This window comes from Acidobacteriota bacterium (assembly GCA_016716715.1).
In the GTDB taxonomy this organism is placed as follows: Bacteria; Acidobacteriota; Thermoanaerobaculia; order UBA5066; family UBA5066; genus Fen-183.
This window is the reverse complement of the sequence record JADJVE010000002.1, coordinates 361,052-384,902: the sequence shown is the minus strand read 5'-3', so window position 1 is coordinate 384,902 and position 23,851 is coordinate 361,052. Positions and strand designations below refer to the sequence as shown.

Below are 23,851 nucleotides of genomic sequence, written 5' to 3'. Positions count from 1 at the left end.
GACAGGGAGCGTCCTTCGAAGGAATTCGGAGGCGCGAGAGCGCCTCCGCTCGCAGCTAGAATGCCCCATGCCGTTCAAGACCCCGCAGTCTAGCGTCCGCCCGGCCGGGATCGCCGCCCTCGCCGCGCTCCTTCCGATCGTCTCCCTTCTCGCCGCGCCGCCCGCGGCCGCGTCCGCGCCGCGCGTCGTCGTCCTCGGCTTCGACGGCGCCGACCACGCGCTCGTGAAGAAGATGATCGAAGAGGGCAAGCTCCCGAATCTCGCGGCGCTCGCGAAGAAGGGCGGGTTCTCGCAGCTGCTGCCGACGATCCCCGCGCAGACGCCGGTCTCGTGGTCGACGTTCTCGACGGGCCTCTCTCCCGGCCGCACGATGATCTTCGACTTCCTGAAGCGGAACCCGAAGACCTACCGCCCCGAGTTCGCGATCGCGGAAGAGGGGAAGAAGGATTTTCTGCTCGGAAAAATGAACAAGGTCGCCGTTCCGGCGGTGCTCGGCGGGCTGGCGTTCGTCCTGGTGGCAGGGCTCTGGAAGATTCTTCTTAGAAGGCGCGAACACGGGCTCGGCACGCCCGCCCTCGTCGCCGCGCTGGTTGCGGCTGCCCTATTCACTTTCATAGGAATCCGAATCTCTTCTCTTCTTCCCTCGGAGATCCCCTGGGCGACGAACAACCGCCGCGGGACCCCGTTCTGGGAGCTGGCAGGCGCCAAGGGGATCCACTCGGTCGTCATGCACGTGCCCGTGACGTTCCCGGCCGTGGACTACGACAACGGGCGGCTGGTGTCCGGCCTCGGCGTGCCGGACGTGCGCGGGCGCATCGGGACGCCGTCGTTCTACACGTCCGACCCGTTCTTCGCGCCCAAGAACAAGAACGAGTTCTCCGTCGAGCTGGTCCGCCTCGAGTCGAACAAGGGGACCATCCAGACGGAGGTCTTCGGGCCTTACAACAAGCTCTTCCCCGAACCTCCGGTGATCAAGGCGCCGATGACGCTGACGGTCGCGGCGGACGAGGCGAGTCTGCTGATCGAGCCGAAGGGCTCGGAGCCCGTCACGCTGAAGGTCGGAGAGTGGTCGCCGTGGGTCGTCTTCAAGTTCCCGTTCAACGCCCTCGTGACGCTGACGGGCATCGGACGCTTCCACCTCGCGGCGATCAGCCCGGAGGTCAAGCTCTACCTCTCGCCGATCCACTTCAATCCGTCGGACCTGCCGCCCTCGATCAAGATCACGGCGCCCGGCGCCCTCGCGAAGAAGCTCGCGTCGCGCTACGGCGCCTACAAGACGATGGGCTGGCAGATCGACACGTGGTCGATGAGCGAGGAGACGATCGACGAGGGGGCTTTCCTCGAAGACGTCGCGCAGACGATCGTGCCCTTCCGGAAGATGATGAACGACTTCCTCGACGAGAAGGAGGTCGGGCTGTTCGTCCAGATCTACGAGTTCCCCGACCGCGTGGGGCACTGCTTCTGGCGCTTCCTCGATTCCGGGCATCCCGCGTACGACGCCGAGAAGGCGAAGAAGTGGGCGCCTTTCATGGAGAAGACTTACGAGCAGATGGACGGCCTCGTGGGCGACGCGATGAAGAAACTCGCTCCCGAGGACGTCCTCATGGTCCTGTCGGACCACGGATTCGCCACGTGGCGCCGGTCCGTGAACTACAACACCTGGCTGGTCGAGAACGGCTTCATGGTCCTGACCGGCAACGACGGCAAGCAGGCCGATCTCGAGGCGCTGTTCGGCAAGGGCGAGTTCTGGCCGAACGTGGACTGGTCGAAGACCCGGGCCTACGCGATGGGCCTCGGCGACATCTACGTGAACCTCAAGGGCCGCGAGGGCAAAGGCATCGTGGCGCCGGGCGCCGAGTACGAGGCCGTGCGCGAGGAGATCAAGAGGAAGCTCGTGACGCTCGTCGACCCGAAGACGGGGCTGCGTGCCGTCTCGCGCATCTTCACGCGCGAGGAGGCGTACGGCTCCTTCGACGCGGACGTGATCCCCGATCTCTTCGTCACGAACACGGCGGGATACCGCATCGGCTGGCAGGGGAGCCTCGGGGTCGTCACGAAGGAGATGTTCGAGGACAACGCTCAGGTCTGGTCCGGCGACCACTGTTCGCTCGACCCGGCGCTCGTGCCGGGCATCCTCTTCGCGAACCGCCCGCTCCCGGCCGGGAAGACCCCCTGGATCGCGGACGTCCCGGCCACGATCCTCCACGCGCTCGGCGTTCCCGCGCGCGAGAAGCTCGACGGGGCCCCGCTGTTCTGAGGCCGCGTCTCGCCGCCCCGATCCTCGCCGCGGTCCTCTCGGCCGCCCCGGCCGCGGCACAGGAGCCCGCGGAGGCTCCCACGCCCGAGGCGGAGGCCGCGGCGGCGCCGGAGAAGCCCGCGGCGTCGCTTGGCGTCGAAGAGCGGAAGCGCGAGCTCGCGGAGCTGCGCCGCCGGCTCGCCGAGCTGAAGAGCCGGTTCGAGACGTCGAAACGGCGCGAGGCCGACCTCAAGGGGCAGCTCGAGACGGCCGACCTCGATCTCCAGATCCAGACGGGCGAGCGGCGCGTCCTCGACCTGCGCAAGGCCGAGGCCGAGCGGGAGGCGGCGCGCGCCGCGACCGACCGGGACGCGGCGCTCCGGGATGCGGACGCGCGTCGCAGAGACCTCGGGACGCGCATGTCCGCTCTCTACCGGCTCGGGCGCCTCGGGTACCTGCGGCCGCTCGCGGCGGCGGACTCGGCGGGGTCGTTCCTGAACGGGCTCCGTCTCCTGACGCACCTCGCGCGGCGCGACGCGTCACTTCTCGCGCGCAACGAGGAGGCGGCTGCGACGCTCGCCGCGCGCGAGGAGGAGCTCGCCGTCAAGAAGCGCGAGCTGGCGGACCTCCTGACCGAGAGCCGGAAGAAAGAGGTTGCGTTCGCCGCGGCCCGCACGCGCAAGGCCGCGCTCCTCGCGCAGGTGCACGAGACGGCGCGCGTCGAGCAGAAGCAGGTTTCGACGCTGGAGGACAAGTCCGAGCGGCTCGCGGGCCTCCTCGACCTCCTCGAGGGCCGCGGCCGAGCGCTCGCGCCGGGCGCCGCCTCGGTGCGCAAGTACCGAGGCGCCCTGGACTGGCCCCTCAAGGGCAAGGTCGCGGTGCCGTTCGGGCGCATCGCGAACCCGAAGTTCCCGAAGACGTTCCTGCGCTCCTCCGGCTGGACGCTCGACGCGCCGACGGGCTCGCCGGTCCGCGCCGTCTTCTCGGGCGAGGTCGTCTACGCACAGTGGCTCAAGGGCTACGGGAACCTCGTCGTCGTGGACCACGGTGACGGCGTCTTCACGCTCTACGGGCGCCTCGCGACGGGGACGATCGGCCGCGGCGAGCGCGTCGCGATCGGCGACCGCGTCGGGATTCTCGGCGAGTCCCCGGAGGACGAGCCCTCGGGGCTCTACTTCGAGATCCGCGACAACCGGACCTCGGCCGACCCGGCGACCTGGCTGCGCTGACCGCGGGAGCGCCTCAGCCGGGCCGGTGCGCCTCGGCCTGCAGGACGCGCAGCTCCACGACGAGACGATCCCGGACGTCGAGGACGGCGGAACGCAGGGCCTCGGCCCCGGCGCCCATCCGCGTTGCCGGGAAGCCGCCGAGCCGCGCGACCGCGTCGTGGACTTCCTTGTGGAGCCGGGCCGCCTCCGCGAAGGAGGGGAGATGCCCGTGGTGCCGGCGGCCGGTCCCCCGGAACCACCGGCCCAGCCGGCAGCCGTCGTGCGATCCCATTTCCTCCAGGGGCAGCCGCGCGCCTGTGCCGTCGGTCCTCCGGAGGGCGCGGTCGACCCAGGCCGCGTGCTCCTGCGCGCCCGTGACGAGCGGAAAATCGTCGAGCGGCCAGGGGTGCTCCGTCGCCGAGGTCCACGAGGCGTCGGGCGTCCACGCCGCGAGCCAATCCGTGAAGGCGTCCCCCGACATCGGCCGCGCGATGAGGTAGCCCTGCGCGAGCTCGCAGCCGAGCCGCAGCAGCATGAGCGGGTGGCCGGGGCTCGTGACGCCCTCGGCGACGACGTCGCGGCCGAAGATCGCCGCCATGCTGAGGACGCCCTCGACAATTCCGAGGTCCTCCCGGTCGTCGAGCATGTCCCTCACGAAGCTCTGGTCGATCTTCACGACGTCGAGCGGGAGGCGCCGGAAGTACGAGAGCGAGGAATAGCCCGTCCCGAAGTCGTCGAGGCAGAACCGCACGCCGATCTCGCGGCACCGCGCCATCGCCCCCTGCACGACGCCCATGTCGTCGAGCGCCGTCGTCTCCAGAATCTCGATCTCGAGCTGGCGGGGCGCGACGAGCGGGTGCCGCTCGAGGGCGGCGCGGACGGTCTCGAAGAAGTCCGGGTGCTGGATCTGGCGCGAGGCGACGTTCACGCCGACGTTCAGGTCGAGCCCGCGCTTCTTCCAGTCCTCGACGCGCGCGAGAGCTTCCTCGAGCACCCACGTTCCGACGTCGACGATGAGGTCCGTCCTCTCGATCGCCGGGAGGAATTCGCCGGGCAGCCGCGTCGCGAGGCCGGGAGGGTTCCACCGGATGAGCGCCTCGGCGCCGATGACGGCGCCCGTCCGCATGTTCACGGTCGGCTGGTAGGCCAGGCTGAACTCCCGGTTCGCGAGGGCCGCCGCGATGCGGTCGCGCTCGCGGTGGTGGGCGGTCATCGTGCGCGCGATGCCGGAGTCGAAGAAGAGGTGGCGGTCACGCCCGCTCTCCTTGGCCTGATACATCGCGGCGTCCGCGAAGCGCAGCAGCCCGTCGCCGTCCGCCCCGTCTTCGGGAAAGACGGACGCCCCGACGCTCGCCGTCACCGAGGCCGGGACGCCCTCGATGCGGACGGGCTCGCGCACGGCCGCCATGACCCGGTCGATCGCGGCCAGGACGTCCTCGCGGCCCTGGAGCTCCACGAGGAGAAGGACGAACTCGTCGCCGCCGAGGCGCGCGACGGTGTCGCCGGAGCGGACGGCGCCGGTCAGCCGCACCGCGATCTCCTTGAGGAGCGCGTCCCCGCCTTCGTGCCCGTACCGGTCGTTGACGGCCTTGAAGCGGTCGAGGTCGAGGAACAGGACGGCCACGGTGCGCCCGTAGCGCTGCGCCGACGCGATCGCCTGGAAGAGGCGGTCCTCGAGGAGCCTCCGGTTCGGAAGGCCGGTCAGGCCGTCGTGGTACGCGAGGTACTCGACGCGCTGCTCGGCGGCCCGGCGTTCCGTGACGTCCTCGTAGGTCCCGAGCACTCCGACGACGTTGCCGTCGGCGTCGTGGAGCGGGATCTTGTTCGTCTCGACGTATGCGAGCTTTCCGTCGGCCATGAGCTGCGTCTCGGCGAAGCGCAGGCGGGGCTTGCGGGATTCCATGACCTCCCGGTCGTCCTGCCGGTACTTTTCCGCCTCCGTCGCTTTCCACGGCAGGTCGTAGTCGGTCTTGCCGACGATGCCGTCCGGGGAGCCGACGCCGGCCGCGGCGGCAAAGTTCGCGTTGGAGCCGAGGTAGACGGAGTTCCGATCCTTCCAGAAGACGAGCTGCGGGATGTTGTCGAGGACGAGGAGGAGCATCTGCCGCGACACCCGGACGGCCTCCGCGAGCGCGCGCGACGTCTCTTCGCTCGCGCGCAGGGCGAGGGCGCGGCGCTCGGCGACGCCCCGGAACGCGGCTGCGAGGGCGACGAGGAGAATCACGAAGACGACCCGCGAGAGTGCGGCCTCGAGCGCCGGCTCGCCTGCGGCGCCCGCGATGCGGACGTACGGCTCGGCGGCGAGCGCGAGGAGCACGACGAGCGGAATGCCGGCCCCCCAGACGAGGGCTTCCATGCGCCGCCCGAGGAGCACCATGGCGAACCCGACGAGGGACAGCCACCAGACACTCGACACCATGCCGTACGCAAGCGGCACCAGGAGCGCGAACGTTGCGACGAAGGCGGTCGCGTGCGCGGTGATCCCGCTCCGCGTCCGCGGGGAACGCCGGTACCAGAAGAAGAGGCCCGCGGTGGCGAGGAACCCGGCCGCGTTGGCCCACCACGGCGTGAGCGCTCCGGTCCGAAGCGTCACGGCGAGCCTTACGCCGGCGAAGCCGAGGCAGGCGATGCCGACGGCCGCCATCCCGATGAGGATCAGGACGTGGCGGTCCCCGATCGCGTCGTCCGCCGCGCGCGCGGACCGTATCGCCCGTGTCGCGGGCTCCGTCACGGGGTCCGGCGTCTCGCTCATCGGCTTGCCAGCCGAAGTATCATCCATCGGTGAGCAAATCCCGCGTCGCCGGTCTCGTCGCCTCCGCGTCCCTCCTCCTCGCGCTCTTCGTGGTCCTCCCCGGCATGGGAGCGGACGAGAAGGCCCAGGAGAAGAACGACGCCCTCTACCGCCCGCTCGGCCTCTTCACGGAGGTCCTCGGGCTCGTGAGATCCAACTACGTCGAGCCCGTCGAGCTCAAGCCGCTCCTCTCGGGCGCTTTCTCGGGCATGACCGAAGCCCTCGACCCGTTCTCCGAGTACGTGCCGCCCGACAAGATGGCCGCGTTCACGGCCTGGGAGGCCTCGAAGGACAGGAAGGACGTCGTCGACACCGGTCTCGTCCTCGCCCGGCGCTTCGGCTACCCGGTCGTCGTCGCGGCCGTGGACGGCAGCCCCGCCGCGGCGGCGGGCATCAAGAGCGACGACGTGGTGGAAAAAGTGGACGGGCAGCTCACGCGGAACATGCCGCTCTGGGAGCTCGACGCGAAGCTTTCCGGCAAGGCCGGGGGCCGCGTGCGGCTCGAGGTCGTGCGCGAAGGCAAGCCGCGCCACCGGACGATCGACATCGTGCGCGCGAGCTGGTCCCCGGCGACGCCGTCGGCCCAGCGCGTGGAGGGCGAGACCGTCGTGAGGATCCCGTCCTTCACTCCGGGCGCAGCTGCGGCGATCCGGAAGATCCTCGAGCCGCTCGACCGCACGCACGCGCTCGTCCTCGACGTGCGCAACAACGCGACCGGCACCTTCGAAGAGGCCGCGCGCGCCGCGGCGCTGTTCGTGGCCGCGGGCCCGCTGGGCGAGCTCAAGGGCCGCAGGATCGAGACCAAGACGTTCCGCGCCGAGCCGGGCGACCGCGTCCACGAGAGCCGGCTGGTCGTCCTCGTGGACAGCGGCACCGCCGGGCCCGCCGAGCTCTTCGCGTCGGCGGTGCGCGAGGCCACCGTGCGCGCGCCGGCGCCCGCGCCGAAGCTCGTCCGCGATGAGAAGGCGAAGAAGGAAGACGAGGATGCCGTCGACGCGGACCCGGGGCTCGACACCGTGAAGGGCGCCGAGAACCTGCCCGTCCGCCTCGTCGGCGAGACGACGGTCGGCATGGCGTTCACGGCGCAGGTCGTGAGACTCTCGAGCGGCGGGTCGCTCAAGCTCTCCGTCGGGAAAGTCCACACGCTGGCCGGCAAGACGCTCTGCCCCAAGGGCCTCCAGCCTGACGACCGCGTCTTCCACGGGCCGCCCGACGAAGCCACCGGCAAGGGCGACCTGATTCTCAAACGCGGGCTCAAGATCCTCGGGGAGTCCGTCCGGCTCAAAGCGGCGGCGTGACGCCCCGAACGGGCCGGGCGAAGAAGAAGTCCGGCGGCGGATTCCGCACGGCGGCCCTGCTCGTTTTCGCCGTCGCGCTCGGGGCGGGGGTGACGTGGGCCCTGCGCGGGTGCCGCGCGCCCGAGCGTTCCGCGCCCGCCCCCGCGAGGGCGCCCGCGGCCGCCGCGCCGGCGCCCGCTGCGCCCCGGAAGGTCCCTGCGGTCCGCATGCCGGCGGACTTCGAGTCCGTAGACGGTCGCGCCGGAGCCGGCGTCGTGGCGGTCCTCCTCGACGACCTCGGCTACGACCCGCACGCGCTCGATGCGCTCGCGGGCTGGAACGCGCCCCTTGCGGTCGCGGTGATCCCGAGCGCTCCCCACGCGGCGCGGGCCGTCGCGCTCGCGAAAGAGAAAGGCTGGGATCTTCTCGTTCACCTCCCGATGGAGCCCGAGGCGGGCCCGTCCGAGGCCGAGGCGATCGGCTCGCGCGACGCGGACGACGTGATCCGCGCAAAGGTGCTGCAGGCGCTCGCGAGGACGCCCGGAGCCCTCGGGGTCAACAACCACCAGGGCTCGAAGGCGACGGCCGACGCGCGCGTCGTGCGCGCAGTCCTCGCCGTCGTGAAGGAGAAGGGCCTCTTCTTCCTCGACTCGCGGACGACGGGAGCCTCGGTCGTGGGGGCGGAGGCGGCGGCGATGCGCGTGCCCTTCCTCGCCCGCGACGTGTTCCTCGACGACGTCGCGGCCGAGACGTCCGCGAAGGGCGGCGCGCCGGAGGCGCGGGATGCCGCGTGGGCCCGCGCCCTTCAGATCGCGGCGAAGAAGGGCGAGGCCATCGTCATCGGCCACCCGCACAAGGAGACGCTGGCTTTTCTGGAGAAGAGATTGGCTTCGGAGAAGAGCTCCGGGGCGAGGCTCGTCAAGGTCTCCGAGCTGGTTCCGTAGCCTTCACCTGATCCCACAGAGCGTCCAGTTCCGCGAGGGGGGTGTCCTTCACGCTTTTCCCGGCCGCCCCGGCCCTCCGCGCCACCTCCTCGAACCGCCGCCGGAACTTGTCGTTCGTGCCCTGCAGGGCGGCCTCCGGGTCGACGCCGTGCCGGCGGGCGACGTTGACGACCGTGAAGAGGAGGTCGCCGATCTCGCCGGCGACGCGGGCTTTGTGGACGGCCGGGTCGGAATCCGGCGGAGACTCCAGCTCTGCCTTGAACTCGGCGACCTCCTCGTCCAGCTTCGCGAGGACGTCGGCGTCGCGCTCCCAGTCGAAGCCGAGGTCCGCGGCGCGCGACGTGAGGCGCCCGGCCTTGAGGAGGGCCGGCAGCGCACGGGGGACTCCGTCGAACGGGGAAGGCGGGCGCCCTTCCTTCTCGCGCTCCTTGCGCTTGAGCTCTTCCCACTGGACGCGCACGCCCTCGGCGTCGTGGACGCTCGCCTCGCCGAAGACGTGGGGGTGGCGCGCGACCATCTTGTCGTGGATGCGGCGGGCGAGCGACGCGAAGTCGAAGGCGCCCCGCTCCCGGCCGAGCTCGGCGAGAAAGACGATCTCGAAGAGAAGGTCGCCCAGCTCCCCCTCCAGCTCGCCGAAGTCCTCACGTTGGAGCGCGTCGAGGACCTCGTGGCACTCCTCGAGGAGGTATCCCGACAGGGTCTGGAACGTCTGTTTCCGGTCCCAGGGGCACTCCTGCCGGAGCCTCTCCATGAGGCGGACGAGGGCCGCCGCGGCGTCGCCGGGGTCTCCGACTGGAAGATTTTTCTGCATCGGCGCTGACCTCCCGCTCCCGTCCCGTAAAATACGACGACCCGAGGGGTTCTATGTCCGAAAACCCGAAGACCATCAAGGTCGTGGACCGCCGCCTCTTCACCGCGGAGGGCGAGGTCCGTGACGACGTGCCGGCCGAATCGTCGGCGCCGGAGCCGGCTGTGCCCGCGGAGACCGCGGCGGCGAGCCCCGCCGCGCCCGCCGATCCGGCCGCGCCCGCGGCCGCCGCGACGCCCACGAGCCCGGCGTTTCTCGCGCTGCTCGACATGCTGGCCCAGACGGGACTCGTCTACCTGGAAGGAGTCCCCGACGCCGCCGGCCGCCGCCAGCCCAACGTGGCCGGCGCGCGGCAGATCGTCGACGCCCTTCTCGCCCTGAGGGAGAAGACGCGCGGGCAGCTTTCGTTCGAGGAAACCGACGCCCTCGAGGGAATCCTCGGGGAGTTGCAGCTCGTCTTCACCCGGCTCGCGGCCGGCGCCCGTCCGAAGGGTCCGGTCCCGCCGCCAGCCGCGAGGCGCGGCTGAGGACTCCCGCGGACCCGGCCGGGCTTTTCCGCCCGCGGGTGCGCGCGGTTCTGGCTGCCTGCGCTTTCCTCGTTCTGGGAGCCGCGCCGGCGCTGCGCGCCCAGGTCCTCATGGCTCCGGGCGAGGGCACGGAAACGGCCTTCCGCAAGCAGGTTCGCGGCCAGTGGTTCGGCTGGCTCGCGGCGCAGGAAGAGGGCGACACGGCGCTCGCGCGCCGCAAGGTGGACGAGATCCTCAAGCACGCGCAGAAGATCGAGATCCGGCGCATGACGGACCTCGCGCTCTCGGCGACTCTTCTCGGGCGGCGCCAGCTCGTGGCCGGAAAGCCGACGCTCGCGCGCGAAGCGTACGCGGCCGCGATCCGCCTCGACCCGGACCTCCCCGAGCCGCGCTGGGCGCGCCTCGGCCTCGCGTTCAAGGCCCGAGAGGCCGGCGAGGTCGTGAAGGGCCTCGCGGGCGCGCTGCGTGCGACGGCCGCCGACGGCGAGTCGCGCCGAGTGAACCTCGCGCGCTTCGTTCTCCTCGTGCTCGGGACGGTGGCCGCGTCGGCGCTCGCCGCGCTCGTGATCCTGCTCGTCCGCCACGGGGGCCGGCTCGTTCACGACCTGAGGGAGACGGCCGGCGGCTTCCTGCACGGCCGCGCGACCTCCGCCCTCGTCCTCGGGGTGCTCGTGCTGCCGCTGCTCCTCGGTCTCGACGTCGTCTGGCTCTCGCTCTTTCTCTTCGTCCTCGTGTTCGGGTACGCGACGCTCGACCAGAAGATCGCGCTCTCGTGCGCCCTCGTCGTCCTCGTCGCCCTCTTCCCGGCGCTGGACCGCTTCGCCTATGAATTTGCGATCTCCTCGTCGCCGATCCTCCGCGGTGCCGAGGCCCTTCAGGAGGCGCGTTACGACCAGCGCGTTCTCGACAATCTCGAGGCTGCCAAGAACATCGCGCCCGACGACGTGGACATCCGGTTCCTGCTCGGCCGCCTCTATCAGTCGCTCGGCCAGAACGACCGCGCGACCTTCGAGTACACCGCGGGCGCGCAGCTCGCGCCGCGCGACACCCGGTGTCTCGTGAACCGGGGGAACATCCGGTTCGTCGACGGGGACCTCGGCTCGTCGCAGGAGGACTACCAGCAGGCCTTGAAGCGCGACCCGCGTTCGATCGCGGCGCGCTACAACCTCGCCCTCCTCTACGCCGAGACGTTCCGCACCGTGGAGGCGGCCCAGACGCTGCAGGAGGCCCGTGCGCTCGACGCGCACGCCGTCCAGCGCTTCCAGGACACGCCGACGCTCGTGAAGGTCGTTTCCATCGGGTACACGCCCGAGGAGGCGCGCCGGAAGATCGAGGAGATGGAGCGCGTGGGGCGCAGCCGGCGCCTTCTCGGCCAATACCGCACCTGGGACCCGCTCGGCGGCTTCCGCGTCCCGCTCGTCGCCGCGTTCCTCGCCGCGGTCGCCGCGGCCTGGGCGTTCGACTCCTTCCGCAAGCGCGGCCGCGGCTACGCGTCGGAGTGCCAGAAGTGCGGCCGCGCCTTCTGCCGCCTCTGCAAGCCCTCGGCCGAGAGCGCGCTCCTGTGCTCGCAGTGCATCCACGTCTACCTGAAGAAGGACGGCGTGGCGATCGAGACGAAGCTCCAGAAGCTGGACGACGTGAGGCGCCGCAAGTCCTTCGAAGAGCGCCTCCGCGGCATCCTGAACGCGATCTTCCCGGGAGCCGCGGCGTTCCTCGACTCCCGACTCCCGCTCGCGTCCCTCGCGTTCGGCCTGTTCGCCTTCGGCCTGCTCGCGGCGTTCTGGGGCCCGCGCCTCGTCGTGCTTCCGCGCCCCACGCTCTCCGGCGGCCTGCTGGCGGTCGTGTTCTGGTGCACCGTCGCCCTCGCGGGATGGCTGATCGGTGCGTTCACGTCCCCGCGGAAGGCCTGACGATGGCGCTCGAAGGCACTCTCCGCGACTTCTCGCTGGCGGACATCCTCCAGCTCATCGCGCTGCAGCACAAGACGGGCCTCCTGAGCGTGCGGAGCCCCGGCGATACGGTCACGCTCGGGTTCGTCGACGGGCAGCTCGTCTCGGCCGAATCCTCCGCGCAGCGGCTCGACACGCGGCTCGGCACCGTCCTCGTCAAAACGCGCCGCCTCTCGCCCGAGGCGCTCGCCCGCGCCCTCGAGATGCAGGCCCAGACGCTCCAGCGCCTCGGTTTCATCCTTCTCCGCAACGGGTTCTGCTCCGCGCAGGACCTCAGCGACGGCCTCGACATCCAGATCCGGCGCATCGTCTACGGCCTCTTCCGCTGGACGGACGGGGACTACGTCTTCGAGCAGACGGACCACGTCGACTACGACCCCGAGTCCACGGCGCCGATCTCGGTCGAGCGCCTCCTCATGGAAGGCGCCCGGATGCTCGACGAGTGGCCCATCGTCGAGAAGGTCGTCTGGTCGCTCGATCTCGTGTATCAGAAGGTGCCGGTCGCTCAGCCCGTCATCCCCGCCGAGGACGAGGACGAGGTCGAGGTCGTCGAGGACTCGACCGTCGCGCGCCGGGCCCGCGACAGGCGTCCCGAGCCGATCCGCGTCTCGCGCGCGGAGTGGTCCGTTTACGAGCTCGTCGACGGCCAGCGGACGGTCGCGGAGATCAACGAGCTCGCCTTCCTCTCGGAGTTCGACGGCTGCAAGGCGTTCTTCGACCTCGTGAGCCGCGGCCTCGTGGAAGAAGCGATGCCGCGCGCCGTCGAGGCGCCCGACGAACCGGGGCTGCCCGTCGGCGTCCCGGCCGCCCGCGCACCGCGCGCTCCGCTGGACCTGAATCTCATCGCGGGGGTGGGGCTCGCCCTCGTCTTCGCGCTCGCCGTGAGGATGCAATCGAAGAACCCGCTGAACCTCGTGACGCTGCCGCCGCGGCGCGACGCCGTCGTCGGCGGCTACGAGAAGTCCCTCTCGCTTCTCAAGCTGCGGCGGCTCGCCGAAGGCGTCGACACGTACACGCTGATCGCCGGGCGGCTCCCGGACGGGCTGGATTCCCTGGTGGCCTCGCAGATCGTCCCGGCCCGCGACCTCGAGGACCCCTGGGGGACGAAATACCGCTACATCGTCCAGGGCGAGAAGTTCTATCTCGTCGGGTTCGATCCGGAGGGGCACACCGACCCGGACCTCCTTTTCTCCCGGACACTCGTCCTCAGGGAGACGAAGGAGCAGGAGCTCGCGCCCCACTCGACCCGCGAAATTACTGTCGTGGAGTGACTTACCGCGATCTAATTCGCGGCTGTAGGTGTGTTCGTTCTCGGACTTGACAATGACGCGCTAAGATCCTATCTTGCCATCCGGCTCGAAGAACGGGCCAGAGGAGTCCAGGTCAATGAGCAAGATCATCGGCATCGATCTCGGCACGACGAACAGCGTCGTGGCCGTTCTCGAGGGGGGCACCGCGGAAGTCGTCGCGAACAGCGAAGGCGGTCGCACGACCCCCTCCGTGGTCGGGTACGCGAAGACGGGGGAGCGCCTCGTCGGGCAGGTCGCGAAGCGCCAGTCCGTGACGAATCCGGAGAACACGGTCTACTCGATCAAGAGGTTCATGGGGCGCCGCTTCGACGAAGTCAACGCCGAGATGAAGATGGTGCCCTACAAGGTCGTGCGTTCGGCGAACGGCGATGCGCGCGTTTCGGCCGGGGGCAAGGAGCTCTCGCCGCCCGAGATCTCCGCGATGATTCTCACGAAGCTGAAGGAGGCCGCCGAGGCCTACCTGGGCGAGAAGGTGGATCGCGCGGTCATCACGGTGCCCGCGTACTTCAACGACGCGCAGCGGCAGGCCACGAAGGACGCCGGTCAGATCGCGGGCCTCAAGGTCGAGCGCCTCGTGAACGAGCCGACCGCGGCCGCCCTCGCGTACGGCCTCGACAAGAAGAAGAACGAGCTCATCGCCGTGTACGACTTCGGCGGCGGCACGTTCGACATCTCGATCCTCGAGGTCGGCGACGGCGTCGTGGAGGTCAAGTCCACGAACGGCGACACGCACCTCGGCGGCGACAACATCGACCAGAAGATCGTCGAGTGGCTCGAGGCCGAGTTCAAGAAGGACCAGGGCATCGACCTCTCGAAGGACCCGATGGCCGTCCAGCGCCTCAAGGAGGCCGCGGAGAAGGCCAAGATCGAGCTCTCGACCACCGTCGAGACCGAGGTCAACCTGCCGTTCATCACGGCGGACGCCTCCGGACCCAAGCACCTCACGCTGAAGCTCACGCGCGCGAAGCTCGAGTCGCTCGTGGACGACATCCTCCAGAAGTCCGTGGGCCCCTGCAAGCAGGCCCTCAAGGACGCCGGCGTCGACCCCTCCAAGATCGACGAGGTCGTCCTCGTGGGCGGCCAGACCCGCATGCCGAAGATCCAGCAGATCGTGAAGGACTTCTTCGGCAAGGAGCCCAACAAGGGCGTGAACCCCGACGAGGTCGTCGCGATCGGCGCGGCCATCCAGGGCGGCGTCCTCGCGGGCGACGTGAAGGACCTGCTCCTCCTCGACGTCACGCCGCTCTCTCTCGGCGTCGAGACGCTGGGCGGCGTCATGACGAAGCTCATCGAGCGCAACACCACGATTCCCGCCAAGAAGAGCGAGGTCTTCTCGACCGCCTCCGACGGGCAGACGTCCGTCGAGATCAAGGTCCTGCAGGGCGAGCGCGACCTGGCGGGAGACAACAAGCTCCTCGGAGTCTTCTCCCTGATCGGCATCCCGCCCGCCCCGCGCGGGCTCCCGCAGATCGAGGTCACGTTCGACATCGACGCGAACGGCATCCTGAACGTCTCGGCGAAGGACCGCGGGACGGGCAAGGAGCAGAAGATCACGATCACGTCCTCCTCGGGCCTCGACAAGAACGAGGTCGAGAAGCTCGTGAAGGACGCCCAGTCGCACTCGGGCGAGGACAAGAAGCGCCGCGACGCGATCGAGGCGAAGAACCAGCTCGACTCGCTCGTGTACCAGACGGAGAAGATCGTCGAGGAGAGCGGGGACAAGGTTCCGGCTGCCGACAAGGAAGCCGTGACGGCCGCGGTCGCCGAGGCGAAGAAGGTCCTCGAGAGCCAGTCCGGCGACGCCGAGGCTCTCAAGAAGGCGGCGCAGGACCTCCAGAAGGCGAGCTACAAGATCGCCGAGGCCCTCTACAAGCAGGCTCCTCCGCCGGCCGGCGGCGCCCCCGAGGGCGGCGCGCCCGGCGGCCCGGCCGGCGCCGGGAAAGAGGACGTCATCGACGCCGAGGTCGTGGAAGAGAAGAAGTAACGCCCCATGGACCGCGAGGAGGGCTACGTCTTCATCGGCGTCGTGGCGAAGCGCTTCGGCGTGCACCCGCAGACGCTGCGCCTCTACGAGCGCGAGGGCCTCATCCGGCCCGCGCGCTCGTCGGGGAACACGCGCCTTTACGACACCGAGACCGTCGAGAGGCTCGAGATCATCCTCACGCTCACGCGCGAGCTCGGGGTGAACCTCGCGGGCGTCGAGGTGATCCTCGATCTCAAGTCGCGCCTCGCCCGGATGGAGGGCGAGGTCGGCCGTCTCATGGAGGCCATCCGGGCGGTCGCGAAGGACCACGCGGCGCGCGCCGGGGCCGGCCCGAAGGACGCCAAGGCCCTCGCCGTGCGGCCCCGGGGGGCCATCGTCCTCAAGTACGACTGAGGGATACCGCAGCCCCGTCCGGGGGGTGATAATCACCGGCCGGTGACTTCAAGGCTGCGCCCCGACGACGACTCCAAGGTCCTCCGGAAGTATCTGGACGACATTTCCCGCTATCCGATCCTCGCGGCGGAGCGCGAGCGGGAGCTTGGACGCGTCATCCAGGACCTCTCGACGCCCGAAGAGGCGCGCAAGGAAGCCGTGGACGAGCTCGTGCGCGGCAACCTGCGGTTCGTGGTCTCGTACGCGAAGCGATTCCACTCGCCCGAGGTTTCGTTTCTCGACCTGATCAACGAGGGCAACATCGGGCTCATCCAGGCCGCGAAGCGCTTCGACCCCGAGCGCGGCGTCAAGTTCATCACCTACGCCGTGTGGTGGGTGCGCCAGGCGATCTCGAACGCCCTCTCCGAGCAGTGGGGCGCGATCCGCCTTCCCCACAAGCAGGCGACGCTCCATTCCCGGCTCGGGCGGATCAAGGAGGCGCTCACGCGCGCGCTCGGCCGCGAGCCCACGATGGAGGAGATCGCGGCGGAGGCGGGCCTGAAGGTGATCGACGCCGAGAACCTCATGGGGATGACCCGCAGCTCGGAGTCGCTTTCCGGCGTCTTCGGCCTCGAGGAGGACCGCACGCTCGGGGACACGCTCGAGCAGACGAGCGTCGCCGCCGCGGACGAGCAGCTCCTCCGGCGGTCCTCGATCGACCAGACGCGTACGCTCCTCGATGCGCTCCCGAAGAAGGAACGTGCGATCCTCTGCCGCCGCTTCGGGATCCCCGAGGACGGCACGGAGGGCGAGCGCGAGCCCATGACGCTTCAGGAGATCGGCGAGGAGCTCCACCTTTCGCGCGAGCGCGTGCGTCAGATCGAGGCGCAGGCCATCGCGCGCATCAAGCGGTCCATGAAGAGCCGCGCGCTCAAGGCGTTCCTGAACTGATGTCCACAGTCGCCGCTCCCGAACCCTGCGCCCTCTGCAAGGGCTTCGGCGTCGTCGAGACGCCCGAGGGCAGGGTCGTCGTCTGCCGGTGTCGCCTCGGCGACCTTGCCGAGGCGCGGCTCAGGGCCGCGCAGATTCCCGAGCGGTACCGGGACTGCACGCTCGAAAACTACAAGCTGAATCTGCCCGGCCACCACCCGAGCCACACGAAGGCGCGGGCGCGGGCGAAGAGATTCGTCGACGAATGGAAAGCGTGCGACCGCGGCCTTCTCTTCGTGGGTCCCGTCGGCGTCGGGAAGACGCACCTCGCGACCGCGATCCTCCGGACCCTCGTCACGGAGAACGGCGTCCGCGGCGTCTTCTGCGACTTTTCGGACCTCCTCGACCGCATCAAGGCGACGTTCTCGCCCACGAACCCGGACAGCGCCGACGGCGTCGTCGCGCCCTACCGGGACGCCGAGCTTCTCGTCCTCGACGAGCTCGGCGCGCAGCGCCCCACCGACTGGGTGCGCGACGTCCTCTACGGCCTCATCAACACGCGCTACAACCGCCAGCGGATCACGATCGTCACGACGAACTACGGCGACGCCGCCGGGCCGAACGCCGAGGAGCCGCTGGAGAGGCGTGTCGGGACGATGGTCCGGAGCCGCCTCTACGAGATGTGCGATCTCGTCACCCTCGACGGCTCGGACTATCGCGCGATGCGCGCCGTCCGGATCTGACGGGCGATGCCGGCCCCCACGCGGTCCGCGCCCGCGGCGTTCGGACGCGGGGTCTCGCAGGTCGTCGCGAATCCCGGCCTGCTCCTCGCGCCGCTCGCCTTCGGCGGGACCGTCGCCGCCTCGGTCGCGGCGGCCGTCCTCGCTGCGGCGTTTACGTTCGGCCGGGCGTTCACGTCGGCTGCGCGGATGGCCGAACGCGGGCCGGGGGCTCTTTCGGATTTCTTAGAAGGTCTGCGGGGCCTGCTTTTCGCTTCACCGGGCGCCGTCTTGCTCGCCCTTCTGGTCATTCTCGTCGGAGTCCTTCTCCTGACGGCCTTCGCCGCGTGGATTCGCGCGGGCGTCACGGGTTCGCTGGCGGAGATCGACGCTCGCGCCGCCGAGGCCGCTTCCCTCGACGCGTTCCGCCACCCGGCGCCCGGGGCGGCGTTTTTCGCTTCCGCATCGCGCCTGTTCGGACCGTTCTTCGCGCTCGTGAACCTGTACGCGCTCGTGGCGTCGTTCGTCGTCCTGCTGATCGTCCTGCCTCTCGTCGGCGCGTTCGTGGCGGTCGCCGCCGGCCGATCCGGTCTCGTCGTCGTGTTTGCCGCCCTCTTCGCGGTCCTCGTCCTCGTCGTGATCGTCGCCTCGGCGGCGCTGCGCGTCGTCTACCTCGTCGCCGGCCGCGTGATCGCCGTCGAGGGCCTCGATGCCCTGGCGGCGACCGGGCGCGCGATCGCGCTCGTGAGGGCGTCTCCCGGGCGCGCCGCGACGCTCTACCTTCTGACGGTCGGCGGCGCGATGGCGGTCGGTCTCGCGTTCGTCTTCCCGCGCATCGTCCTCACGTTCGCGGCCGGCTGGACGAACGCGGGGGTCTGGGCCCCGGTCCTCGTGAGCGGCGCGTTCATCCTTCTGCAAATGGCCGCAGGGTTCGCTTACGACCTCGCGGTGACGGGCGCCTTCGTCGCGCTCTGGCCGGCGGAGGCGGCGCAAGTCGCGCCTGAGCCGCCCCTGCCGTGAACAGGCTCGCCCTCCCCGCCGGACTTGCGGTCGCCTTAGCGCTCGCGGGCTGTGCGGCGCCGCCCGCGCCTGTCGTCGCGCCGCCTCCCGCCACGCCGGCGGCCGCGCCGACGCCCTTGCCGACACCCGCTTCGACGCCCGCGGCGGCTCCGCGCCTGGCGCCGCTGCCGTCGCCCTCACTGAACGTGAGCCTTTCGGTGGACCGCTCCTCGGCCGCGTTCCCGGCGGGAGACTGGGTCCTCGCGGCGGGGGAGCGCGTCGAGCGCCGGCGCGGCCCGCTCGTCGTCGCACCCGCGAGCGGCGGACTGCGTGTCACGGACGACGGCGCAGCGTCCGACTGGCCGTCACCCGTCGAGATCGCGCTGACGAATGGCGGGCTCGTGCCGTGGGCCGACGCGACGTACCGCGGCCGGCTCTCCCTGCGTGCGACGCCGCGCGGGACGCTGCACGTCATCAACCGCGTCGGGCTCGAGGACTATCTCAAGGGCGTCGTCCCGTCCGAGATGGGGCCGCGCGTGTACGACGAGGTCGAGGCGCTCAAGGCGCAGGCCGTCGCCGCGCGCTCCTACGCGGCGAAGCACCGCGGCCAGTTCGCGGCCGAGGGCTACGACCTCTGCGCGACGCCGCGCTGCCAGGTCTACTCGGGCGCCTCGGCCGAGAGCCCGCTCTCGACGCGCGCCGTCGAAGAGACGGCGGGCGAAGTTCTCCTCTGGAAGGGCGCCGTCGCGGACACGCTCTTCACGTCCACCTGCGGAGGCCGCACGGAGAACGCGCCCGACGTCATGGCCGGCTACGCGAAGGTCGACGCGCCGTACCTCGCGTCGGTCGCATGCTTCGGCGAGACGGCGCAGGCGCTCGAGTCGTCCGCTCCGGCGAAGAAGGGGACGGTCACCCTGCTCGGAGCGCGCGGTCGCGCGCTCGCCGTGAGCTTCGGAGGGGGAGAGGGAGCGAAAATTTCTCAGAAGGCGCGTGAAACGCTGCAGCAGAGGCTCGGGGTCGCCGCGCATGGGGCCTCGCGTCCCCATCCCCTCTCGGTGCCCGCCGTCTATTTGGAGATCGCGGCGGCTGCCGGGTTCGATACGGCGGTGCTGGGCGAGGGAAGCGAACGAGAGGGACTTCCGTCGAACTGGTCGGAGAAGGCGAAGGCGTCGTTCGCCGCGATTCAGCGCTTCCAGCTCGGGGGCGGGACGGCGCTGCCGACGGACCGCGCGCTGAAGCCCGAGGAAGCCGCCGGCATCTACGCCGTCCTGCTCGCCCGGATGGGCGACTTCGAGGACGTGGAAGGCCGCATCACGAGGAGCGACGAAACCGGAATCGAAGTGAAGTCCGCCAAAGGGCGCTCTCCCTATTCACTTTCAGAAGAAATGCTTCTCTTCTCCGGCGGCAACGAGGCCCTGGCCCAGGTCGCGTCGCACCGGTTCTTCCCCGGCGACAAGGTCCGTGTCTTCGTCCGCGACGGCAAGGCCGTTGGAGTCGTATTTCCGCCCGCTCCCGCGGCCGGCGCGTACGACCGCGAGTCCGCGTGGGAGCACTGGACGCGCCGCTTCACTTCGAAGGAGCTGGGAGCGAAGCTCCGCGAGCGCGAGGGGACGCGCACGGCGGCGGACCCGACGGGTGTCGCCGTGACGTCCCGCGGCGTCTCGGGGCGCGCGCGCACCGTCGCGGTCGCGACGGCGAAGGGCACGGTCACGCTCACGGGGCTCGAGATCCGTTTCGCGCTCGGGCTCCCCGAGAACCTCTTCAACGTCGTCGTGGGCAAGGACGAGGACGGGGAGCGCGTCTTCACGTTCTACGGCCGCGGCTGGGGCCATGGCGTCGGCCTTTGCCAGACGGGCGCGTTCGGGATGGCGCTCTCGGGGCGGACGTATCGCGAGATCCTGGCGCATTACTATCCGGGAACCGAGGTCGCTCAGGCTCCGTGAGAAAGAGCGCCCTTCGGGCGCCCGGGTTTTCCGATGAAAGGGGGCTGAGTCAGGTGCTTTCGGTTCGCGAACGTTCCGAGCTCCTCGCCAGAGCGCGGCGCGCTGCCCGGGCCGCGCTCGGCCTCTCGACGAACGAGCCGCACCCGTCCGACCCTTCGAAGGCTCTTCTTTCCCCGGGCATGTCGTTCGTGACGTGGAAGCGGGACGGGCAGCTGCGCGGCTGCATCGGGAGCGTCGAGCCCGTGCGTCCCCTCTGGGCGGACGTCGAAGCGAACGCCGTCCACGCGCTCCTCGAGGACCCACGCTTTCCGCCCGCGACACCGGACGAGTTCCCGCACCTCCGGCTCGAGATCTCGGTTCTCACGCCGTTCGTCCCCGTCTCCGACCCGCTCCGTGAGGTGAAGGTCGGCGTCCACGGCCTCCTCGTCGAGCGCGGCCCCCACCGCGGGCTCCTCCTGCCTCAGGTGCCGCTGGAATGGGGCTGGGACGTTCCCGCGTTCCTCGGCCATTCGTGCCGCAAGGCCGGCCTGCCCGCCGACGCGTGGCGGGATTCGCGCACGGCGATCTCGACGTTCACGGCCGACGTCTTCGGCGAAGAGGACGGAGCCGCGGGCGGATAATCCGGGGCATGTCCGCCACACAGACCGACGTTGCCTCCGTCGCCTCGATCCGTTCGCACTTCCCGGCCCTCGAGCGCCGCGAAGGCGGTATTCCCGTCGCCTTCTTCGACGGCCCGGGTGGCACCCAGGTGCCGCGCGCCGTCGCGGACGCGATGACGGACTACCTCCTCCGGCACAACGCGAACACGCATTGGCTTTACCCGACGAGCCTCGAGACGGACGCGATGATCACGGCATCGCGCGGGGCCCTCGCGGCTTTCCTGGGCGGCGACCCGTCCGAGGTCGTCTTCGGCGCGAACATGACGACGCTGACGTTCCACCTCGCCCGCGCGCTCGCACGGGGCTGGGCCGCGGGCGACGAGGTCGTCGTCACGGAGCTCGACCACCACGCGAACGTCGACCCGTGGCGCGCTCTCGAGAGGGACTTCGGGGTCGTCGTGAAGGCGGCGCCGCTCGTGCCGGGGGAGGCGCGGCTCGACCTCGGCGCCCTCGGCCGGCTCCTGACGAAGAGGACCCGCCTCGTCGCGATCGGCGCGGCGTCGAACGCGGTCGGGACCATCAACGACGTCGCGCGCGTGGCCGCCCTTGCGCACGCGAACGGCTCCCTCGCCTTCGTAGACGCCGTCCACTACGCGCCTCACGCGCTCGTGGACGTGAAGGCGCTCGGCGCGGACTTCCTCGCCTGCTCGCCGTACAAGTTCTACGGCCCGCACGCGGGCGTTCTGTGGGGGAAGCGCGCGCTTCTCGAGGCGCTCGACGCCCCGAAGCTGCGCCCCGCGCCGGAGAACGCCCCGGACCGGCTCGAGACGGGCACCCAGAACCACGAGGGTATCGCCGGTTGCGGCGCCGCTGTCGATTTCCTCGCCTCGCTCGCCGGAGACGGCGGAGACCACCGCGCGCGCCTCGCGCGGACGTTCGCCGCGCTTCATGCGCGCGGGGAGGCGCTCCTGGCGCGGATGTGGAACGGCCTCTCGCAGATTCCCGGCGTCACGCTCTACGGCCCGCCGCCCGGTGCTCCGCGCACGCCCACGGTCGGCTTCAGCGTGAAGGGGTGGACCTCGGCGGCCGTTGCGCACGCTCTCGTCCCGGGCGGTCTCTACGTTTCGAACGGCGACTTCTACGCGACGACGCTCGTCGAGAAGCTCGGCCGCGGCGCCGACGGCCTCGTCCGCGCGGGCGCCGCGTGCTACACGACGGAGGACGAAGTCGACCGCCTCGTCCTGGCCGTCAGCCGGCTATCCCCCCGCGGGCATTGATGCTAAGGTTCCTGAAAGTTTGACGCTCCTGTCAAACACAGTCGCGCCTTCAGGAGTTCCCATGGCCTCCCCCGTCGCCTCCGCTCCGCCGTCGTCGCTCGGATTCGCCCTCACCGAAGAGCAGGAGGCCGTCCGCGCGATGGTCCGCGACTTCGCGCGCACCGAGATCGCGCCGCACGTGATGGAGTGGGACGAGGCGCAGACGTTCCCGCGCGGCGTCATGGCGAAACTGGGCGAGCTGGGGATGCTCGGCGTCCTCGTGCCCGAGGAGTACGGCGGCGCGGGCCTCTCGTACGTCGACTACATCCACATCGTCGACGAGCTCTCCCGCGTGGACGGCTCCGTCGGACTCTCGGTGGCCGCGCACAACAGCCTCTGCACGAACCATCTCTTTCTCTTCGGCAACGAGGCGCAGCGGCGGAAGTGGGTGACGCCGCTCGCGCAGGGCAAGCACATCGGCGCCTGGGGCCTCACGGAGGCCGAGGCCGGCTCGGACAGCGGCGGCACGAAGACCACGGCCGTGAAGGACGGCGACTCGTGGGTCCTGAACGGCTCGAAGAACTTCATCACGCACGGTTCCGTCGGCGACGTCGCGGTCCTCCTGGCCGTCACGGACAAGGCCGCCGGCCGGCGCGGGATCTCCGCGTTCGTCGTGGACCTCCACCAGAAGGGCATCCACGCCGGGAAGAAAGAGAACAAGCTCGGGATGCGCGCCTCCGACACGGCGACGCTCGTCATGGAGGACTGCCGCATCCCGGCGGAGAACCTGATCGGCGCGCCGGGCGAGGGCTTCGTGCAGGCCATGAAGGTCCTCGATGGCGGCCGCATCTCGATCGCGGCGCTCGCGCTCGGGATCGCGGAGGGGGCGTTCGACGGCGCGCGGGCCTACGCGCAGCAGAGGAAGCAGTTCGGCAAGGCGATCTCCGAGTTCCAGACGATCCAGAACTACCTTGCCGACATGGCGACCGAGATCGACGCGGCGCGCCTCCTGATCTATCGCGCCGGGTGGCTGAAGGACGCCGGGAAGATGACGACGAAGGAGTCCGCGATGGCGAAGCTCTACGCCTCCGAGGTCTCCGTCCGCGTCTCGAACCTCGCGGTCCAGATTCACGGCGGCTACGGCTTCACGAAGGACTTCGGCGCGGAGAAATACTTTCGCGACGCGAAGCTCTGCACGATCGGCGAGGGCACGTCCGAGATCCAGCGCCTCGTGATTGCGCGCGAGATCCTGAAGGAAGCCCGGGGTCGCTGACCCGGGCCTCCCGGCGCGCTTACTGGAACTTCACTTCGCGGAAGGCCCTCCGCGTGGTCGTGTTGTTCGCCCGGTTCAGCTCTTCATTGTCGTTTGAGGCGTCCGCCTTCGCGACGACGTCGAACGCGCAGACGAGCGTCGGCGCGCACTTCTTCACGTGCGTCGCCTGCGTCGAACCGGACGGTTTGAGGAAGCCCCCGATGAGAATGGAGCTCGGGCCCATGTCACGCGAAAACGCCTTCGACTCTCCGGGCTTCAGGACGGGAACGGCCTCGACGATTTCCTTGAACGGCTCGCCGCACGCGGCCTTCGGATCAGACGACGCTCCACCGCCGCCCGTCAGACCGGAAAAGATGCCGGCGATGGCCGCGCAGCCCTCCGGCGTCATCGGGGGACTGCAGCTGGGGGTCCACGAGCTGCCGCCGGTGAGCGATCCATCCGGCGGAACGAACACGGCCGAAACCTTCAGGACGGAAAGCTTCGAGTCGGCAGTCCCGATGTTCTTCACGGTGAAGGTCGTCGGGAACCCCGGCCCGGCGCCGTCGATCGTCACGACGAGGTCGGGTCGCTGAAGGGCCTTGAGTGCCGCCGGACTTGCCGGCTGCTGGTTGGACGCTGGGGGAGTCGGGCCCTTTTCCGCGGCGTGGAGCGCAGGCGAAAGGGCAAGGGCAGCGAGCGCGAGGTTGCGTATGGTCGACATGGTCCCTCCTGATGAAGGGATCGACG

Annotated in this window: 19 protein-coding genes; 16 read left to right on the top strand and 3 right to left on the bottom strand. The window is 70.3% G+C overall.

Features of this window, described 5'->3' with window-relative positions; translation table 11 throughout:
• The first annotated feature begins 67 nt into the window (after positions 1 to 67).
• Together IPL89_04225 and IPL89_04220 are read left to right on the top strand one after the other, a co-directional pair.
• Entirely contained in the window at positions 68 to 2,257 is a 2,190-nt protein-coding gene (locus IPL89_04225; protein ID MBK9062391.1) for an alkaline phosphatase family protein, read from the top strand.
• 398 nt (positions 2,258 to 2,655) lie between these two features.
• Positions 2,656 to 3,465 carry a peptidoglycan DD-metalloendopeptidase family protein gene (locus IPL89_04220; protein MBK9062390.1) on the top strand — a complete coding sequence of 270 codons (810 nt, stop codon included), beginning with the start codon at positions 2,656 to 2,658 and terminating at the stop codon, positions 3,463 to 3,465.
• A gap of 13 nt (positions 3,466 to 3,478) precedes the next feature.
• Here IPL89_04220 and IPL89_04215 read toward each other — a convergent pair whose 3' ends face one another.
• Positions 3,479 to 6,196 (bottom strand): EAL domain-containing protein, encoded by a 2,718-nt coding sequence (locus IPL89_04215; GenBank protein ID MBK9062389.1) that lies wholly within the window; start codon positions 6,194 to 6,196, stop codon positions 3,479 to 3,481.
• A 29-nt stretch (positions 6,197 to 6,225) separates the two neighbouring features.
• Here IPL89_04215 and IPL89_04210 point away from each other — a divergent pair, with 29 nt between their 5' ends.
• Positions 6,226 to 7,533, top strand: coding sequence for a PDZ domain-containing protein (locus IPL89_04210; GenBank protein MBK9062388.1), 1,308 nt, complete (start codon positions 6,226 to 6,228; stop codon positions 7,531 to 7,533).
• Complete coding sequence (locus IPL89_04205; protein ID MBK9062387.1) at positions 7,530 to 8,456, top strand: divergent polysaccharide deacetylase family protein; 927 nt, start codon at positions 7,530 to 7,532, stop codon at positions 8,454 to 8,456. The genes IPL89_04210 and IPL89_04205 overlap by 4 nt, the downstream gene beginning before the upstream one ends.
• Here IPL89_04205 and mazG read toward each other — a convergent pair.
• Positions 8,431 to 9,267, bottom strand: coding sequence for a nucleoside triphosphate pyrophosphohydrolase (mazG, locus tag IPL89_04200; GenBank protein ID MBK9062386.1), 837 nt, complete (start codon positions 9,265 to 9,267; stop codon positions 8,431 to 8,433). The two genes, IPL89_04205 and mazG, sit on opposite strands and share 26 nt — an antisense overlap.
• Before the next feature lie 53 nt (positions 9,268 to 9,320).
• Between mazG and IPL89_04195 the strand changes: the two genes are divergently transcribed.
• The 12 genes from IPL89_04195 (at position 9,321) to IPL89_04140 (ending at position 23,125) form a co-directional block, all read left to right on the top strand.
• Positions 9,321 to 9,791: a DUF1844 domain-containing protein gene (locus IPL89_04195; protein MBK9062385.1), complete on the top strand. Its 471-nt coding sequence runs from the start codon at positions 9,321 to 9,323 to the stop codon at positions 9,789 to 9,791.
• A gap of 38 nt (positions 9,792 to 9,829) precedes the next feature.
• A complete protein-coding gene (locus IPL89_04190; GenBank protein ID MBK9062384.1) occupies positions 9,830 to 11,701 on the top strand; it encodes a tetratricopeptide repeat protein in 1,872 nt (623 codons plus the stop codon).
• A gap of 2 nt (positions 11,702 to 11,703) precedes the next feature.
• Entirely contained in the window at positions 11,704 to 13,011 is a 1,308-nt protein-coding gene (locus IPL89_04185; GenBank protein MBK9062383.1) for a DUF4388 domain-containing protein, read from the top strand.
• A gap of 115 nt (positions 13,012 to 13,126) precedes the next feature.
• Complete coding sequence (dnaK, locus tag IPL89_04180) at positions 13,127 to 15,034, top strand: molecular chaperone DnaK (GenBank protein MBK9062382.1); 1,908 nt, start codon at positions 13,127 to 13,129, stop codon at positions 15,032 to 15,034.
• A gap of 6 nt (positions 15,035 to 15,040) precedes the next feature.
• Positions 15,041 to 15,427, top strand: coding sequence for a MerR family transcriptional regulator (locus tag IPL89_04175; GenBank protein ID MBK9062381.1), 387 nt, complete (start codon positions 15,041 to 15,043; stop codon positions 15,425 to 15,427).
• A 42-nt stretch (positions 15,428 to 15,469) separates the two neighbouring features.
• Positions 15,470 to 16,357, top strand: coding sequence for an RNA polymerase sigma factor RpoD/SigA (locus IPL89_04170; GenBank protein ID MBK9062380.1), 888 nt, complete (start codon positions 15,470 to 15,472; stop codon positions 16,355 to 16,357).
• Positions 16,357 to 17,079, top strand: coding sequence for an ATP-binding protein (locus tag IPL89_04165; GenBank protein ID MBK9062379.1), 723 nt, complete (start codon positions 16,357 to 16,359; stop codon positions 17,077 to 17,079). Before IPL89_04170 ends, IPL89_04165 begins: the two co-directional genes overlap by 1 nt.
• Positions 17,080 to 17,085: 6 nt before the next feature.
• Positions 17,086 to 18,075 carry a hypothetical protein gene (locus IPL89_04160; protein ID MBK9062378.1) on the top strand — a complete coding sequence of 330 codons (990 nt, stop codon included), beginning with the start codon at positions 17,086 to 17,088 and terminating at the stop codon, positions 18,073 to 18,075.
• The gene (locus tag IPL89_04155) at positions 18,072 to 19,997 is read left to right on the top strand and encodes a SpoIID/LytB domain-containing protein (GenBank protein MBK9062377.1); all 1,926 of its coding nucleotides are present in this window, start codon (positions 18,072 to 18,074) and stop codon (positions 19,995 to 19,997) included. Before IPL89_04160 ends, IPL89_04155 begins: the two co-directional genes overlap by 4 nt.
• 53 nt (positions 19,998 to 20,050) lie before the next feature.
• On the top strand, positions 20,051 to 20,617 hold the full coding sequence (gene amrA / locus IPL89_04150; GenBank protein MBK9062376.1) for an AmmeMemoRadiSam system protein A: 567 nt from the start codon (positions 20,051 to 20,053) through the stop codon (positions 20,615 to 20,617).
• 8 nt (positions 20,618 to 20,625) lie between these two features.
• On the top strand, positions 20,626 to 21,873 hold the full coding sequence (locus IPL89_04145) for a cysteine desulfurase-like protein (protein MBK9062375.1): 1,248 nt from the start codon (positions 20,626 to 20,628) through the stop codon (positions 21,871 to 21,873).
• A gap of 61 nt (positions 21,874 to 21,934) precedes the next feature.
• Positions 21,935 to 23,125, top strand: coding sequence for an acyl-CoA dehydrogenase (locus IPL89_04140; protein ID MBK9062374.1), 1,191 nt, complete (start codon positions 21,935 to 21,937; stop codon positions 23,123 to 23,125).
• A 19-nt stretch (positions 23,126 to 23,144) separates the two neighbouring features.
• On the opposite strand, the gene IPL89_04135 is transcribed toward IPL89_04140, so the two are convergent.
• Positions 23,145 to 23,825 carry a hypothetical protein gene (locus IPL89_04135; GenBank protein ID MBK9062373.1) on the bottom strand — a complete coding sequence of 227 codons (681 nt, stop codon included), beginning with the start codon at positions 23,823 to 23,825 and terminating at the stop codon, positions 23,145 to 23,147.
• Between the last annotated feature and the right edge of the window lie 26 nt (positions 23,826 to 23,851).